The 16,597-nt window shown below is 47.0% G+C and carries 16 protein-coding genes; 3 read left to right on the forward strand and 13 right to left on the reverse strand.

The genetic code is table 11. The annotated features are described in order from the left end of the window. Nucleotides 1–17 precede the first annotated feature (17 nt). From BK127_RS08070 to BK127_RS08095, 6 genes are all read right to left on the reverse strand, one after another. Nucleotides 18–779, reverse strand: a complete 762-nt coding sequence (locus BK127_RS08070; protein WP_076229503.1) for a DeoR/GlpR family DNA-binding transcription regulator — start codon at nt 777–779, stop codon at nt 18–20. A gap of 25 nt (nt 780–804) precedes the next feature. Beyond that, nucleotides 805–2,280: a rhamnulokinase gene (locus tag BK127_RS08075; protein WP_076229504.1), complete on the reverse strand. Its 1,476-nt coding sequence runs from the start codon at nt 2,278–2,280 to the stop codon at nt 805–807. A gap of 23 nt (nt 2,281–2,303) precedes the next feature. Then, a complete protein-coding gene (gene rhaA, locus BK127_RS08080) occupies nt 2,304–3,566 on the reverse strand; it encodes an L-rhamnose isomerase (RefSeq protein WP_076229505.1) in 1,263 nt (420 codons plus the stop codon). 18 nt (nt 3,567–3,584) lie between these two features. Continuing rightward, nucleotides 3,585–3,962: a sensory rhodopsin transducer gene (locus tag BK127_RS08085; protein WP_076229506.1), complete on the reverse strand. Its 378-nt coding sequence runs from the start codon at nt 3,960–3,962 to the stop codon at nt 3,585–3,587. Between the two features lie 126 nt (nt 3,963–4,088). After that, nucleotides 4,089–6,158 (reverse strand): bifunctional aldolase/short-chain dehydrogenase, encoded by a 2,070-nt coding sequence (locus tag BK127_RS08090; RefSeq protein WP_076229507.1) that lies wholly within the window; start codon nt 6,156–6,158, stop codon nt 4,089–4,091. Between the two features lie 146 nt (nt 6,159–6,304). Beyond that, nucleotides 6,305–7,099, reverse strand: coding sequence for an AraC family transcriptional regulator (locus BK127_RS08095; RefSeq protein WP_076229508.1), 795 nt, complete (start codon nt 7,097–7,099; stop codon nt 6,305–6,307). A gap of 142 nt (nt 7,100–7,241) precedes the next feature. Between BK127_RS08095 and BK127_RS08100 the strand changes: the two genes are divergently transcribed. Further along, complete coding sequence (locus BK127_RS08100) at nt 7,242–8,015, forward strand: phytanoyl-CoA dioxygenase family protein (RefSeq protein WP_076229509.1); 774 nt, start codon at nt 7,242–7,244, stop codon at nt 8,013–8,015. An 89-nt stretch (nt 8,016–8,104) separates the two neighbouring features. Beyond that, complete coding sequence (locus tag BK127_RS08105) at nt 8,105–8,344, forward strand: hypothetical protein (RefSeq protein ID WP_076229510.1); 240 nt, start codon at nt 8,105–8,107, stop codon at nt 8,342–8,344. 88 nt (nt 8,345–8,432) lie between these two features. Here BK127_RS08105 and BK127_RS08110 read toward each other — a convergent pair whose 3' ends face one another. Continuing rightward, nucleotides 8,433–8,669 carry a hypothetical protein gene (locus BK127_RS08110; RefSeq protein ID WP_076229511.1) on the reverse strand — a complete coding sequence of 79 codons (237 nt, stop codon included), beginning with the start codon at nt 8,667–8,669 and terminating at the stop codon, nt 8,433–8,435. Nucleotides 8,670–8,897: 228 nt separating this feature from the next. On the opposite strand from BK127_RS08110, the gene BK127_RS08115 reads away from it, so the two are divergent. Further along, on the forward strand, nt 8,898–9,416 hold the full coding sequence (locus BK127_RS08115) for a GyrI-like domain-containing protein (RefSeq protein ID WP_179097419.1): 519 nt from the start codon (nt 8,898–8,900) through the stop codon (nt 9,414–9,416). An 86-nt stretch (nt 9,417–9,502) separates the two neighbouring features. On the opposite strand, the gene BK127_RS08120 is transcribed toward BK127_RS08115, so the two are convergent. The 6 genes from BK127_RS08120 to BK127_RS08145 form a co-directional block, all read right to left on the reverse strand. Next, nucleotides 9,503–10,330: a Cof-type HAD-IIB family hydrolase gene (locus BK127_RS08120; protein ID WP_076229513.1), complete on the reverse strand. Its 828-nt coding sequence runs from the start codon at nt 10,328–10,330 to the stop codon at nt 9,503–9,505. Further along, entirely contained in the window at nt 10,330–11,262 is a 933-nt protein-coding gene (locus tag BK127_RS08125; RefSeq protein ID WP_076229514.1) for a ComEC/Rec2 family competence protein, read from the reverse strand. The genes BK127_RS08120 and BK127_RS08125 overlap by 1 nt, the downstream gene beginning before the upstream one ends. After that, nucleotides 11,259–12,353, reverse strand: coding sequence for an ABC transporter ATP-binding protein (locus tag BK127_RS08130; protein WP_076229515.1), 1,095 nt, complete (start codon nt 12,351–12,353; stop codon nt 11,259–11,261). The genes BK127_RS08125 and BK127_RS08130 overlap by 4 nt, the downstream gene beginning before the upstream one ends. A gap of 12 nt (nt 12,354–12,365) precedes the next feature. After that, nucleotides 12,366–14,012 carry an ABC transporter permease gene (locus tag BK127_RS08135; protein WP_076229516.1) on the reverse strand — a complete coding sequence of 549 codons (1,647 nt, stop codon included), beginning with the start codon at nt 14,010–14,012 and terminating at the stop codon, nt 12,366–12,368. 103 nt (nt 14,013–14,115) lie between these two features. Continuing rightward, nucleotides 14,116–15,210, reverse strand: coding sequence for an ABC transporter substrate-binding protein (locus BK127_RS08140; protein ID WP_179097420.1), 1,095 nt, complete (start codon nt 15,208–15,210; stop codon nt 14,116–14,118). Between the two features lie 75 nt (nt 15,211–15,285). Further along, nucleotides 15,286–16,296, reverse strand: a complete 1,011-nt coding sequence (locus BK127_RS08145) for a LacI family DNA-binding transcriptional regulator (protein WP_076229517.1) — start codon at nt 16,294–16,296, stop codon at nt 15,286–15,288. Between the last annotated feature and the right edge of the window lie 301 nt (nt 16,297–16,597).

Below are 16,597 nucleotides of genomic sequence, written 5' to 3' on the forward strand. Positions count from 1 at the left end.
TTAGAACAACCCTATTCTCACACCGTAATCACGCTAATCCCGAGCTCCTGCAGTCGTTCTAGCGTTTCCTTGCCTATGCGACGGTCCGTAATAATGACATCGACCTCGGACAAATCGGCAACATGCGTGAATGCCTGCACGCCGAATTTACTGGAATCGGCCAATAGAATGACCTCATCCGCCATGCCGATCATCTTTTGCTTAATACGGGCCTGCAGCTCGTTGGATTCGCTGATGCCGCGGTCAAGATGAACGCCCTTGCACGATAGGAACACTTTATTGACATGGTAGGCGTCCAGGGAACGCTCGGCCAGTGGCCCTACGAAGGACAAGGAACGCTGCGCTAATATGCCGCCTGTTGAGATGACTTCGATCTTTTCCTTACTGCTCAGCTCCGTTGCGACCTTGATTGCATTGGTCAATACGGTGAGAGACAGATCAGGCAGATCGGCAGCCATATACCAAGCCGTCGAACTGGCATCCAGCAAGATACGATCCTTCAGGTCGATCCGCTTGATCGCTTCCTGAGCTATTCGTTTCTTCTCATCGGCATAGGTGATTTCCCGTTCAGCATATGGAATTTCCGGCTGCTGATTGTCCTTGACACTGACCGCTCCGCCATGCGAGCGGCGCAGTCGTCCGGCTTGCTCCAAGCGGTCCAGATCACGGCGAATCGTCTCCTCCGTAACCTGACATAGCTCGCTCAGCTCAGAAACTCGGATACCGCCTCTTTCGTTGACCAAACCTACAATCTTTTCATAACGCTCCGCAACCAGCATGCTTACCCTCTTTTCACAAACAATGTTATTCAGTCATTCCTGTCAGCTTCAGAAATTGATCATAGGCGTCGGCCCACAGATCTTGTGCTTCAGGTTCATAAGTGATAATGCTAAAGGAATCCCGGATCACCTGACGCGCTTCCCATATGTCCTGAAACACCCCTTGGGCAATCCATTGAACGGCCATATTGCCGATAGCGCTGCCTTCAGATGGACCCGCCCATACCGGCTTGCCAATCGCATTAGCTGACCATTGGCAGAGCAGCGTATTTTGAATGCCTCCGCCAACCATATGCAAACCGTTAAACCGCTGCCCGGACAAGCGTTCCGTCATTTCAAACACGTAGCGGTATTTGAGAGCAAGGCTTTCGAGAATGCAGCGAACGATTTCACCGACCGTTTCAGGGGCTTGCTGTCCAGTTTGACGGCAATATTGGGCTATTCTTGAAGGCATATCTCCAGGAGCCAGAAACAGGGCATCATCAGGATCTATGAACGCCTTGAATGGCTGAGCAGCTCCGGCCAATTGTACTAATTCGGGAAAAGCATACGATTTTCCTGCTTTCTCCCACACGCGGCGGCTTTCCTGCAAAATCCACAGGCCCATAATATTTTTGAGCAGGCGATAAGTACCCTCGACGCCACCTTCATTGGTAAAATTGAGCTTCTGCGCCATTTCATTAATGACGGGCTTGTGAACCTCGGTTCCCATCAGCGACCAGGTGCCACAGCTCAAGTAAGCAAAGGATCGATCCGTAGCCGGAACCGCTGCGACGGCAGATCCTGTATCGTGTTCGGCAACCGCATAAACGGGAATCGAAGGTATGCCCAGCTCTTCACAGACGGATGCTTGCAGCATACCGGCTTGACTTCCAGGCTGCAGCACATCGCCAAACCACGATGCAGGGAAATCCAGCAGTCGGAGGAGCTCAGCATCCCAATCACCTTTAACGGGATTGAACAGTTGGGTCGTTGTAGCATTCGAAAACTCATTGTGCATCTCGCCCGTCAAGAAATACCTCAGCAAATCCGGAATCATCAAAAACCGATTATCTGCCTGCAGCCAAGGGGAGTTAGCCTGTTTGAGCGCAAACAACTGAAATATTGTATTAAACTGCAAAAACTGAATGCCTGTTCTCCCAAAAATAACCGACGCCGGGATCTGTGCAAACAAGGTTTCCATCATATCTTCCGTATGTCGATCCCGGTAATGATAAGGGTTCCCAACCAGCTCACCATTTTTGCCGATAAAGCCAAAATCAACGGCCCATGAATCAATGCCGATGCTGTTTACTTCAATTCCCTGGTTTTTGGCGATTAGCAGTCCTTGCTTAATTTCATGATACAGCCGTAAAATATCCCAATGCAAGCGGTCGCCCACCTGCACCGGATCATTGGAAAACCGATGAAGCTCCGTGATTTCGATCTTGCCATCTGTAAGGCGACCAAGCAGCGCTCTGCCGCTGCTCGCCCCCAGATCAAAAGCGACAATGTTCCCCAAAGGATATCACCCTTATTCGTTAATTAGTTTCCGCGTTTAAGCAATACTTCCTGCTCATAGGTTTTTACTTCTGCCAGCCACTCTTCACGCACCGGCACGCCTTTGGACGCGCAATAGTAATCCCAGATGGCGCCGAAAGGATAGGACTTGAACTCTTCCGTCAATGCCAGACGTGTAGTGTAGTCGCCTTCAAGCTCCGCTTTCTTCAGGGCTTCCACAGGATCAAGCATCGCACGCATCAGTGCTTTGATCGTGTTGCGTGTGCCGATTACCCAAGCCGCTACACGGTTAATGCTCGCGTCGAAGAAATCGAGGCCAATATGTGTTTTTTCAAGCAGATTGCCGCGCACTAATTCTCTGCCGATCTCGATCAGCTCATCGTCCAGCGTTACCACGTGATCGCTATCCCATCTCATCGGGCGGCTGACGTGCAGCAGAATGCCATCGGTGAAGAGGGCAAGGGATGACAGCTTGTTGGAGATAACCTCTGTCGGGTGGAAGTGACCTGCATCCAGGCAGATCAGCTTGTTATTTTGGATGCCATAGCCCATATAGAACTCATGGGAGCCGACCACGTACGCTTCTGAGCCGAGTCCAAACAGCTTGCTTTCAACGGCGTCCAGGTTATAGGCTGGATTGAGCTCTTCAGCGAATACTTCGTCCAATGCTGATTTCAGGCGCTGTCTTGGTGCCATACGGTCTGCCGGAACATCCTTGTAGCCATCTGGAACCCATACATTTGTGACGCAAGTTTGACCCAATTGCTCACCGAAAAAGGCGCCGATTTTTCTTGAGGTTTTGCAGTGATCGATCCAGAATTGACGAATTTCCGGGTCGGAGTGGCTTAAAGTAAATCCATCCTTGGATTTTTCATGGGAAAAACAAGTCGGATTGAAGTCCAGACCCAAGCCTTGCTCCTTGCACCAGTCTACCCATTTTTGAAAATGCTTGGGTTCCAGCTCATTCAGCTCGACCTTTTCATCTGTATCCGCATAGATCGCATGGAGATTTACTTTGTGCTTGCCAGGAATCAAAGAGAACGCTTTCTCCAAGTCTGCTCGAAGCTGTGCAGGGGATTGTGCCGCTCCAGGATAATTACCGGTTACGGAAATACCACCGGTCAAATCTTGATCACGATTAAGGAATCCTTTTACATCATCGCCTTGCCAGCAATGCATCGAAATTTTGACTTTTTCCAGCTGTTCGAGCACTTGATCGACGTTGATGCCATGAGCTGCATACAGTTCTTTCGCTAATTCATAATTGGCTTGAACATTTTTGTCCATTGGTTAAGCTCCTCTACCTTAGGATTTGATGGGATAAGCGATGACTGACATCAGAGCATTCTCGGCCTGAGTCGTATCCAGACGGCTGTATTGTACAATAATCGGAATATGGCTTTGTACTTCAATCGCATAGGGAACACCAAGTGGAATAGACGTTCCTTCCTTGGTAGCCAGGGAGCTCGTGCGGATATGCTTGGTCCGGCGACCGGCAACCGTTTCCTGAATGTCCTCAAGAGGAGGACGGTCCTCGAAAAAAATCGTAATGGTAATGTGTGCATCCTCCGAAGAGGTGTTCAATACGCAGATTGATTCGTGGCTGGTTAACGTTCCGGAGCTGAACTCCGGAATGTAACCATCAGGAATAATCCAAAGCTTTTCCCCTGTAGCAGACGGCATGTCATAGCCTCCTTTTAATAGTAAATCTATGAGTTATCCGATGTATACAAAGGGGTAAACATGCCTTCATTGTATTGGTTTGTATACATCGGAGTACACTTAAAAACATACTTGCACAGACAATGATTAACGAGTGAATGCAGCAGGAACGCCGCCGTCAATTGTTAGCATGCAGCCGGTTGTTTTATCGGATTTGGAAGATGCAAAGAAGGCAATTCCTTCAGCAATATCACGCGGATAAATATTAACGAGCAGGGTGGTACGTTTACGATAATGCTCTTCCAGTTGATCGGGTTCAATGCCGTAGGCAGCGGCACGTTCATTGCGCCAGCTTCCGTTCCAGATCGCAGAGCCTTGCAGGATCGCATCCGGCAGGATCGTATTGACGCGAATACCGAATTCTCCGCCCTCTGTAGCGATACAACGTGCGAGATGAGCTTCCAGTGCTTTGACAGAGCTGTATGCGGATGCGCTTTTTCCGGCATATATGGAATTTTTGGAGCCAATGAATACCATGTTACCGCCGATGGCTTGTTCCTTCATCAGGATGAAGGCTTCACGGGCCACAAGGAAATATCCCGTTCCGAGCACGTTCATATTCAGATTCCATTCCTTCAACGATGTCTGATCAAAGGGGCTCGAGGTGGCAAGACCGGCATTATTGACGATAATATCGACACCACCGTAGGTGATGGAAGTCTCAGCATAAGCAGCTTGAATCATTTCTTCGCTCGTTACATCCATCTTGACGGCAATCGCGCGGTTCTCTCCATACTTGGCATTGATTTCTGCCGCTACCTTCTCGGCACCCTCCAGGTTAAGGTCGGCCAGTACGACATGCGCACCTTCAGATACAAGACGACGAGCCGTTTCACTGCCAATCCCGCCAGCTCCGCCGGTAATAAATGCAATTTTGCGGGAAAATTCCGCTTCTGCAGGAGCGAGTGACAATTTGTAAAGCTCTAATGGCCAATATTCAACATTATAGGATTCGTTTTCACTTAGCGATACGAATTGACCCAGAGCGGTAGCGCCTCTCATGACAGCTATTGCACGGTGATACAAAGCGCCGCTAACCTGTGACATCGCCCAGCTTTTACCCGTGTTGATCATACCTACACCCGGAATCAGAATGACACGCGGCGCAGCTTCAAACATTACATCGCCTTCATTTTTGTTACGATCGAAGTAAGCTTTGTACATTTCTTTATATGCAGCGACGCCTTCTTTTAGCTTCGCTTTCAAACCTTCGATATCGTCTGCATTGGGCGTCCAGTCTATGAACAGGGGAACAACCTTTGTGTGGACGAGATGATCCGGGCAAGCCGCACCAACCTGGGACAATGCTGCGGAGTTGTGTCCGCCTACAAATTGCAGAACATCGTCGGCATCGTCGAACGAAAGAATCATCTTCTTGGCATCGCTCACTGCGCCGCGAATCGTCGGCATCACTTGTGCAGCCACGGTTCTGCGTACATCTGCAGCAAGTGCTGCATGCTTCACACCACCAAAAACCTGCTCTTCTTTAATGCGTGCTTCGATGAAGTTTTCCGCTTCGGTAATGATTTTGATCGTTTGGGCGTAAGCCGCTTCAGACGTTTCGCCCCAAGTGACCAGGCCGTGTTTTTCCATAAGGACAAGCTCAGCCTTAGGGTTGTTCAGCACGCCTTCTGCGATCATTTTGGAGAGCGTGAAGCCGGGACGAATATAAGGGACCCACACGAAACGGTCTCCGAAAATTTCTCTTGCCAGCTCCTTGCCATTATCGGCGCAGCAGAGACTGATGATGGAATCAGGATGGGTATGGTCAACGTGTTTAAATGGAAGAAAAGCGTGCAGCAGCGTTTCGATCGATGCGCGTGGATGTTTGGCGTCAATCATGCAATTTGCCAAATAAGCGACCATTTCTTCATCGGGCATTTCCGATTTCTCAAATAAAGGACGAATATCCTCCATACGCAAGCCTGTAAAATTAGACGCTTTCATGGAAGCCAGGTCAGAACCGCTGCCTTTGACATACATGACCTCTACGTCACGACCACGGAAATCCTTGACGATGGTTTTGCTGGACGTATTTCCTCCACCATAATTGCATACGCGACGATCCGTACCTATCAGATTGGAACGATAGACGAGTTGATCCAGACCGGTGACTTGCTCTGATGCTTTAGACGCTTCCCACAAACTTTGTACCATGCTTATACCTCCGTATGAATGTTTATTTGATTTTGTTTACATCTTATCATATTTGTTTGTGTTTGAATATATCAAATTCAAACACAAACAAAAGTATTGTAATAGAAATAAGTTTGGTTATTTATTGTTTTGTTTTACTGATTTTCTTAAATCCGGTAAGCTTTGCGAAAAGCAGAAGGACTCATGTTGTAGGTATTGGAAAATACCCGGCTTAAATAAAATCCGTTCTGATAGCCGCATTGCTGGGCAACCGCTTCCAAAGTAAGCTCGGTATTCAACAGCAGGTTCTGCGCCTTGCGCATTCGGATAGCTGTCAAATACACGATAGGTGAGACGCCCATAGCGGTCTGGAAACGTCTGGAAAATTGCGACTGACTCAAGGCTGCTTGATCAGACAAAAGCTTCAAGGAAAGCGGCTCGTATGCGTGATTGTGGATATGTCGAACCGCGGTACGGATGACCGGATCCGCGGCAGTGATTTGAGTCGTCTTGTCCATCTGCTCTGCGGCACATAAGTACAACACATCGGTCAACAAATGCTGCTTATAAGCGAACCGCCCCTGAATGCTCGAATCAGCAAACTCGCGAATGCGCGAAAACGTCGCTGAGTAGTGATCGATTCTATGAAAGGCAACTTTGCCGGAAGAGACGTCGGGTCCAGGCACAATAGGACAACCTTCCGCATCTGTCCACCTGAATTCGATGAATAGGAAAGAGATTGGCTCCAGCGCCTGGCGGTACAGTGTCACACCGGGAGGACACAGTAGGAGCTCACCAAATTTGGCACGTCCTTCCTCATTACCCATCCGATACAAAAAGCTGCCTTCATCAGCCGCCAATAACACCCAATTCTCGTAAGTATCCTCTGCCAGCATAAATGACCTTTTAATCGAAGTATTGTACCAGCGCACCAGAGATGCTTGGAAGGTTGTGTCCAACATCGTTTGTCCTCCTCTCGGTTACGCACAAAAAAAGATATGGATGTTAAGAAGTTCCTGCATGTAAGTCTCGGTTTGTACGTAGTAAGATGATATCAGGAATTGAGCAAAAACTATATAGTCAAAAAGAAAAGGATGTGTTGGCATGAAGAAGGTTGCTTATTTAACGAACGATCAATTGAAGAGCTACAACGACAATGGGTATCTCGTGCTGCGAAAAGTATTCTCCGAACAAGAGGCTGCCGTATGGCGTCAAGATAGCGAAAGACTGCTCAGCTTGAACGAATATCTCGATCCGAACAACCTGCGTGTTGGTTACCGTAAGATCGAAGAGCGTTCCATTATCGAGAAGATCGACCCTGTGCAGGATCTTTCGGCCGTATTCCACGGTCTGGTAAACGATGAACGCATTTTATCACCGCTTCGTGATATTTATCAGGATGAACCGACGTTGTTCAAAGACAAGCTTATTTATAAGCTTCCTGGTGTGACAGGGTATACGATGCATCAGGATGCCGCATGGTGGCAGGGCTTTCCGATAGAAGGATTGATTTCGGTCATGGTCGCTATTGATGGCGCCTCGAAGATAAACGGGGGCTTGGAGCTATTTCCGGGCTATCACTCTAAATTCCGCTCAACGCTGGGCGAGCTGCGTAATATGAATGCGGAGGAAATCGCTGAAATCGATTCGGCCAAGGGACAAATCGTAGAGACAGAACCTGGAGACATTATTATTTTCCATTCGTTCACGCCGCATCAAAGCGGTCCGAATACAGCCAACGTCAGCCGCCGCCAGCTGTATCTGACTTATTCCCCTGCCAAAAACGGCCAGCTGTATAAAGCACATTACCAGCATTATTGTCGGTATGTCACGAATTTAAGATCGAAGACCGATCCGAACGACTTGTATTTCAAATGAGTACCTGTTTACATCTGTTAAAAATGTGAAACCTATTCGGGTGCAAGGACATATCCTGTAGTATAGGCATACAAACAGGGTGTGATGGCATGAAGATCAGATTGCAAACCGACATGAAGGTAAATATGAAAACCATATTGAAGGATAGTATTATTCATGTATCAGATGATGCACTCAAACGGGAAATCAGAGGGATTGTATTATTCTGGGCGGAAAAACGACTGCTGGAGGATGGATGGCCCAGACCGAACAGCACCAAGGCGATTCGAGAATATTTAATGGAAAACGGAGTCATAGGTGACATTACGGAAGATCAGGAAGACTTTTGAATATAAGATGTGTACACATGAAAACAAGGATAGCTCTGCTGCTGGAGAAGCAGCGGGACTATCCTTGTTATCTGTTCCGCATAATGGACTAATGTTCTATACGTTCTTGATCGGAGCTTTGAGTACAGTCGACATAGAAGGGGAAAGCAAGATTTTTTTCATAATGATCTGTGGAAGTCTGAGCCCCATCCATTTGTATTTCCATCTCTTTTTTGGTTGATAGCTTCACGGGGCGACTCCTTGAGATTACATCTATACATAGAATAAGCATGATACCGATTGTAACAAAAAACACGATAGCATAAACGGTCATCTCTTGAATCATCGTATTCCTCCTATGAATCTTTTTTCAAAGCTTACCAAATAGTCGATAAAAATGTGCTCGAAAGCTACTGTCAACCCATAGCTTTTATTGTCGAAGTACATGAATATGAATAAATTATGGTAATTTAGAGAAGTTTAGGAGGATTACAAGAGGGAATAGCGAATAAGAACAAAATTACGAACGTTTAATAAAAATGTGGAAATTTAGGTAAAAAGGAGAGATTGAATGATGCAGGAGACGATAGCGGTTGAATGTGTAGAAGTAGCGCCTTTCAAAGCACTTGCGGTACGGACGGCAATGCTGCCGGACAAGAGTGGTACACGGGTGGCTTGGAGCAAGCTAACAGCGCAGGTTCCGTTGGACGATACACGACTGACGCTTGGACCGTCCGCGTATGTGTTCATTCCACAGGAGCAGTGGGGCGGGAAGGTCGATACGCTCTGGGTTGGACTGGCGGTTGCCGAATTCGGTGATGTACCCGATGGCATAGAAGCATTGGAAGTGAGCGGAGGGCTGTGTGCGAGCGCGCGCGTGCACGGAGATGAAGCACACATGTGGCGTGTGTATGAAGCCATGTTTGCTTGGCTGGAGCAGTCACCAGATTATGAGCTGGATAAGCGACAAGGCGTGTTGGGGATGGAGACGGTACCACTTGAACCGTTGAACGCTTTAACCATTCCTTATGCAGCCATCGAGACATTCGATTTCACCATGCTGTACCCGGTGCGCAAGAAGAAGTCGGATTAATTTTGGACATGCACATGACCAAATACAAACGGCATTTCTGCCGTTGTATGAAAATAATCATTTTATTGTGGCAATAATAATTCGATTCATGATGAATGTGATATGGGATGCAGACCATATTTGTGTATGACTTCCGCGACGGCATGCTCGAGATGAGATTTCGCAACATACTGTGCATGCGCTTTGAGCTCTGGATGCGCATTCCCGACAGCAACTCCCAGTCCGGCAGTCTGTATCATTTCCAAATCGTTTAAATTGTCACCGATCGCAATCACTTCCTGCATCTCGATTCCAAGATGGTTCGCAAGCGTTATTAAAGCCTGCCCTTTGGACACCGACTGAGGCAGCACTTCCAGGTACGTAGGTTCCGATCGCACTAATTCACAGTTAACCCCCACCATAGATTCCAGTGCTTCCGATACTCCGGAAAAATCCTGATCTTCTTTAATGATTAGTATTTTGTTGACATTGCTTTGCTTCAAAAAATCCGGAGTATCCCAGTTGTGACACTGCACCCTATCCTTTTTCATATATGCCTCGATAGGTTCCGTATTTTCTTTGACCCATATTTGTTTGTCGGCATAAAAAATCATATCCAGCGGTTGGTCTTGCAGCAGTTGAAGGCATCTTTCAATGACATTCAGCGTAAGCCTTGCTTCAAAATAACAGTGATCCGTGTTGAAATCGACAATTTTACCCCCGTTGTATAAGATAACCGGATGACGGATATGTAACTCCTGTGCGTATGGCAGCGCGGCTTCTTCGACCCGCCCAGTGGCGAGTGTAACGATTCCGCCCTGCTGTTGAAAAGCATAAATCATTTCCTTGTTGCGCTTACTGATCATTTGCTGCAGATCCACCAGTGTCCCATCAATATCGGTGACGATCATGCGGTAGCGATGCACTGACGGCATTATTTGTTCACAATCCTTTCTGGAGCCAGCGGTAGCATAGATGAAAGGTAAAGGGTTCCCGACTGCGAGCCTGTAACATATAACTCAGCTCCAGACGTTTGCGCTAACCGTTCCCATTCATCCTGAAATTGTTCATATTCGGTGTCATTGTTCGTAATTAATATCCAGTCTGGAGACAGCTTTCTGAGCAGCTGTTCGTTCCATCCATCAGCCATACCGTGATGGCCAACCTTAAAGCCGCATGGCTGCAGCTTCTCATGCTGCATAATCCGATCCCAGTTCGAGAGCAGCGCATCACCACCGAATAGTAATAGTTGAAGACCATCCGCCTGCTCGAATAGCCAGACGCTGCTGTCCTGATTGGATAAGGAATCGAAATTAATCAAAAGCTTCTCTTGTATGACCGGTTCGAGAGGTGAAGAACACAGCTGCACAATGTTCTCGTAAGCTGGTAAATCATTGACATTTAGTGGGTCCAGATGCCGCAATACAAAAGGTCCGAAACTCCATGATGCAGAGGCAGCATCTTCACTGAAAGGTGGACGCAAGGATATGATTGTATTTTGTTGGAGCAGCAGCTCCCTTAATTGATTGTAAGCATGGAACATCCGGGCTGTTTGCAACGCTTTTGGGTGGCGAATATCACTTAAAGCCAGCGAGAACCGAGGGTAAGGCAGAACCGCCTCGATGACAGGAATATGCTCTGCTACTTCAAGCAAGCCTGTCAGATGATCAGGATGCAGATGGGTTAGAATCATCAGGTCGATCTGTTTCCAGCCTCGTTCCTGTATGAAACGAAACGGAATAACGGACTCTTGAAAGAATTGATCCCCTCCGTCGATAAGCACGACAAAGACTCCGCTTTCCGTGGGGATTTCGAGAAAAAAGGCGTCACCCCGACCCACATTCAATGCATATACAATGGGTCTCATGCTTCATCTCCAATTAATATATGGATCTTCTTTTTGTCCAAGGCAATACGGATGTTACCTTCCAAATATCCACGAACACTTGGACTGGTATCATCAACGATCCACTGCGTAGAACCGGCTTCTGCCCAATATCTGATCATTCGACCCAGAAAGCTGCTTCTTGTAATGACCCCGCTCCATACATTATCGTAATTTCCATGGCTGGTATCTTCGGTTAAAACAGATATGCATTCCGGCCTTATAACTAACGTCACCTGATCTCCCAGTTTTGCAGTATAACCGGTTTTATCGACCCTGATTGCCATATCCGCACATTTGACGATATAATCCTCCGCTTCCACACCGACCACTTCACCGCTCAGGAAGTTGGCTACACCTACGAAGTCGGCTACAAACCTGTTGATCGGTTTAAAATAAACTTCCCATGGCGTTCCGACCTGATAGATGGTCCCTTTGTTGAACACGGCAATCCGGTCCGACAACGAAAGTGCTTCGTCCTGGTCATGGGTTACGAAGATTGCCGTGATTCCGGCGCGCTGCTGCATATCTCTTATATCGTTTCTCACTTCCACACGCATTTTGGCATCCAGATTGCTTAAAGGCTCATCCATCAACAAAATATTTTGTCCTATGATCAATGCCCTCGCGAATGCGACTCTCTGCTGCTGGCCTCCGCTCATCTGCTTTGGATACCTGTGCTCCAACCCCTGTAGTCCGAACATATCGAGCATGGCTTCGACTTTTTCCTTTAGCACATTGGCGGGCACCTTTTTCAGCTTTAAGCCGTAGGCAATATTCTCGAAAACAGTCATATGGGGGAATAGCGCATATTCTTGAAAAACGAGCGGGGTGTTTCTTTTGTACACCGGCGTGCCGTTTACTTGCTTTCCTTCTATATAAATAGTTCCGGAGTCAGGCTCATGGAAACCGGCGATCAACCTCATCAGCGTCGTTTTTCCACAGCCGCTTGGCCCGAGAAGCGTGGTAAAGCTGCCTCTTTGTATGTCCAGTGATACATTATTGATGGCCTTGAAAGCTCCGAACTGCTTCGTCACATTTTCAATTTTGATAATCGAGTTGTCTGCACTCATCATATGCCTCCGTTATAACCCAATGGATTTACCCTGTTCTTTAATAAAAAGTCGAGCTATGCCGAGTACGGCGAAGGCGATGGAAATAAGCACGACCGTAAATGCTGATGCGCTGCCCCAGGCACCGTTCTGTACAAGGCCCAGAATTGAAATCGTACCGACCGACGTTCCTGCTGAATAAATAAATATGATTACGCTTAGGCAGGTCACCGAACGTAGGAAGGAAAGTACAAGTCCAGATAGAAAAGGCCCTCTGAGCAGGGGAAGCAGGATGTTCTTGAACGTTCTGAAATTGCCAGCGCCCATATTGAGCGACGCTTCCTCCAGAGAGGTTCCAATCTGCTGCAGGCCTGCAAGACTGGCGCTGTAACAGGTGGGTAAATTCCAGAACATCAATGCGATAATCATAATAGCCGAGGTTCCCGTCAGTACAAGCGGCCCTTCGTTAAAAGCAATGGCAAACCCGAGTCCGAGAAATACCCCTGGAACAGCTCCAGGTAAAATGGCCAGAAAATCCAGAAAACGGTTGATCCCAATCTGCTTTCTTTGCACGATATAAGCAAGCGGCAGTGAAAATAATGCTGCTGCAATCGAGGAAATGAGTGCAAACTTGATGCTGTTGAACATTTCCTTACCCTTGGCAAACACATAGCTCATATTATTCAAAGTAAAGGACCAGTCATATCCCCATGTCTTCGTGAAAGCTCCGTAGAACAGCACCCCATAGACCGCTAATATAACTGCCGTAACGAACAAACAGAAAGAGAACAAACCCCATTTTACATAAAAAGGGACAGGATACGGCGCCAAGGAGGTTTCTTTGCCAGTGACGGTTACATAGGAGCGTTTCCCGACCCAATTCCTGTTCAGTACAAACAGTCCGAGCGCTGGAATGAGCAGTGCCGTAGACAGCATGGCTGCCGAAGGCAGGTCGAACAATCCGGCCATCTGCATGTAAGCCTCAGTTGGAAGAAGCGTATAGTTGCCTCCGATAATCATCGGATTGCCGAAATCAGCCAGCACATTCATGGCGGTGATGAGTGCACCTCCCGCAACCCCCGGTCTGCATAGCGGGAATAGTACATCCTTAAATACTTGCCAGCGAGTTGCTCCCAGGTTATACGCAGCATATTCCAGGTTCGTCGGACCAGCCTTAAGGACTCCGTTAATAACAGCATAGGCATACGGGAAAAATGTAATCGTCTGAATCAGCCATAACCCATGCCAGCCGTAAATATCAAAGTTAAGGTGCAGCACATGCTTGGAAATGATCCCCTGTCTGCCAAACAGTAAAATGTACGACAGCGCGACGATAAAAGGAGGGGAGACAATCGGTAAAAGGGTAATAAAACGGAAAAGTCCTTTGAGCGGAATATTTAGCCTTGTAATGGAATAAGCAAAAATAAAAGCGACGACGGTGCAGGAAATCGTTGAAATAACCGTCATGAATAAGCTGTTTAACGCTGCCTGAAACCAACGTGAATTGCTGAACAGTTGTAGATAATCGCTTAATTGCGGAAAGCTAATGACTTTTAGGATCGGCCAGCATACAAAATAAACAGTGATCAATATGATCATGACTATAAGTGCAGCCAGAATCGGCTCTTGCTTCAATCGTTTCAAATCGGCCCATGCGTCTTTAACAGCACGTGAGGTCAAGGCAGGTCACACCTTTCGATTGCTAAACTTGCCTATGTGGTAAGAGTGAAACATTCCCCGCACAGGCAAGTCAGCGGTTTGCTTTATATGGCGGTTGCGATTGTTATTTCTTTCCGGTCATTTCAGTGAACTTCTTCACAACATCAGCCTTCATCTGGGAAGCTTTCTCACGATCATATTTCACAAGCTTAACATCCTCGATTTTAATCATACCTTCCGGTGGAGCCACGTCTTTTCTCACTGAATAACGGTTCGATAATTTCGTGTTCATTTCCCCAACCGGCTTGGTTAACAGCCAGTCAACGAACTTCTTCGCATTATCTGTATTGGCTCCGCCTTTCACAACACCGACGCCGCCGATTTCAAACGCGGTTTGCTCCGGAACGATAACCTGAATTGGATAGCCTTGCTTGGCTGATTTAACGATATCATGGGCCCAGGACATCCCGGCGACAAATTCACCTGTAGCCGTAAGATTAATGCCGTCACCAGCAGCAGGGGTGTAGTGATGAACGTTGTCATTGAGCTTTTTCAAATAGTCCCAGCCTTTTTCTTCGCCCAATCTGAACAACTGGTCTGCTACAAAAATGTATCCTCCACCAGCTGTAGCCGGGTTGGACGTTATGAATAAGCCTTTGTAGGCAGGGTCAAGCAGATCATCCCACGTTTTCGGTTCTTTAATGCCTTTGGGTTCAAGCTCTTTTTTGAATCTGTCCTTATTCAGCACGATGCCAAGTACGCCCATGTACCATCCTTGCCAGAAGCCTTTAGGATCATTGAACTGGGCATCGAGCTCCTTGGCGTTAGGGGAGGAATATTTCTCAAGTAATCCTTGGGATGCGAGGGGCTCGTAAAATTCAACTGAGCCGCCGACAAATATATCTGCTTTGGGGGAAGCTTTTTCAGCCTGAATTCGTGTGCTTGCCTCTCCAGCTCCGCTTAAACGTAAATATTCGATTTCTATACCCGTATCTTCTTTAAACTTTTTTTGAATTTGCACAATATCATCTTCATTGAGGGCGGCATATACGGTCAGTTTTTTGGATGCTGCAGGGGTGTCTTTGGGTGCTTCTTTGGTTTCAGCCGGTTTCGGAGCAGAAGCCGTTGTTGGACCTGCACTGTTGGTTCCGCATCCGGTTAACGTTACAACACTGACGAGCGTAAAGGCAGTTAATACACCAATCCATTTTTTTAACACGTTTGTTCCTCCTTGTTTTGTTGCCCAATGGGCATGGGGTTGAAGAAGCAGGATAGCATGATCTTAGATTGATTGTTATATTTGCAGCACCTTGCAGGTTTGCCTTACGATCAACTTGGCCTTGATCAACTCGGATTTAGGGGTCATTTCTTTATCAGAAACCATTTGCAGCAGCAGCTCGGCCGCTTTGGCACCCATTTCCGTACGGGGCTGCTCCATTGTAGTTAATTGGATCCAGTGCAGCTCCGTGTATTCCAAATTATCGAAGCCTATGACGGAAATCTGATCCGGTACCGCAATTTTGTGCTGAGCCAGCCATTCGAGAGCCCCTATACCAAGCAAATCATTCCCGGCGAATACAGCAGTTATGTTCGGATTTTTCTCATACAGCTTGCTCATGGCCTTTCGGCCGCTGTCTATGTTTCTTCCACCACTCATAACGATGTTGCTGTCATCAGAGAGAAGGCCGTGCTTCCACATGGTATCTTTATAGCCAAGTAATCTTTGAATCCCGGTAAATGAGCTTTCCGGCATCCCGATAAATCCGATCTGCCTGTGGCCCATACCGATTAAATAATTGACCGCTTCTGTTGCTGCCTCATAATGATCAACATCAACATAAGGAGCCGATAATCCCGGGGGCGTTCTTCTACGTAAAAATACGACAGGCATATCCAGACTGGAAATGAGTTCCTTGAATGAATCGTCCAAGAAATCGGGAGTAATAATAAGCCCGTCAAACTGTCGCTCAATGGCATTGGAAAGAAACTGTTTTTCCTTCTCAGGGTCGCGGTTCGTATTTCCGTACACAACCTGATACCCTTTTTTGGATAAAGTATCCTCAACTGCATTGGCTAGACCGGCAAAAAACGGATCCGATATTTCCGGGATCATTAAACCGATCGTATACGTTTTTTTGTTAATTAATCCTCTCGCTATCGCATTGGGCCTGTAATTTAGAGCTCGGATCGCCTCCATCACTTGCAGCTTCGTCTCTTCGCGCACATCGGGATGATTATTCATTGCCCTTGAAACTGTAGATACTGAAATTCCTAAATGCTTAGCCACGTCTTTAATATTTGCCACATGCACACCTCATTCACAAACGTTTCCGGAAACGTTCCCTATGTTACAATACGATGTTTTCACTTTCAATCCGTTTTGCCCAAATTTACATAATCTCAAGAAATGAGCCGTTTTTTCGATCAAATCTTAATAATAATTTTAAAGTTACATATATTTTTGAACAAAAATGTCGTTGTTAAAATACAAACGTTACCGGAAACGTTTGCAAGAAGAAGGTAACCTGTCATCTGGATACCTCGATCCGTGGGGTGAACGCCATGTCATATTACGGGTCCGATTGGCATATACATGTGGTTAAAGT

Source organism: Paenibacillus sp. FSL H7-0331, from assembly GCF_001956045.1.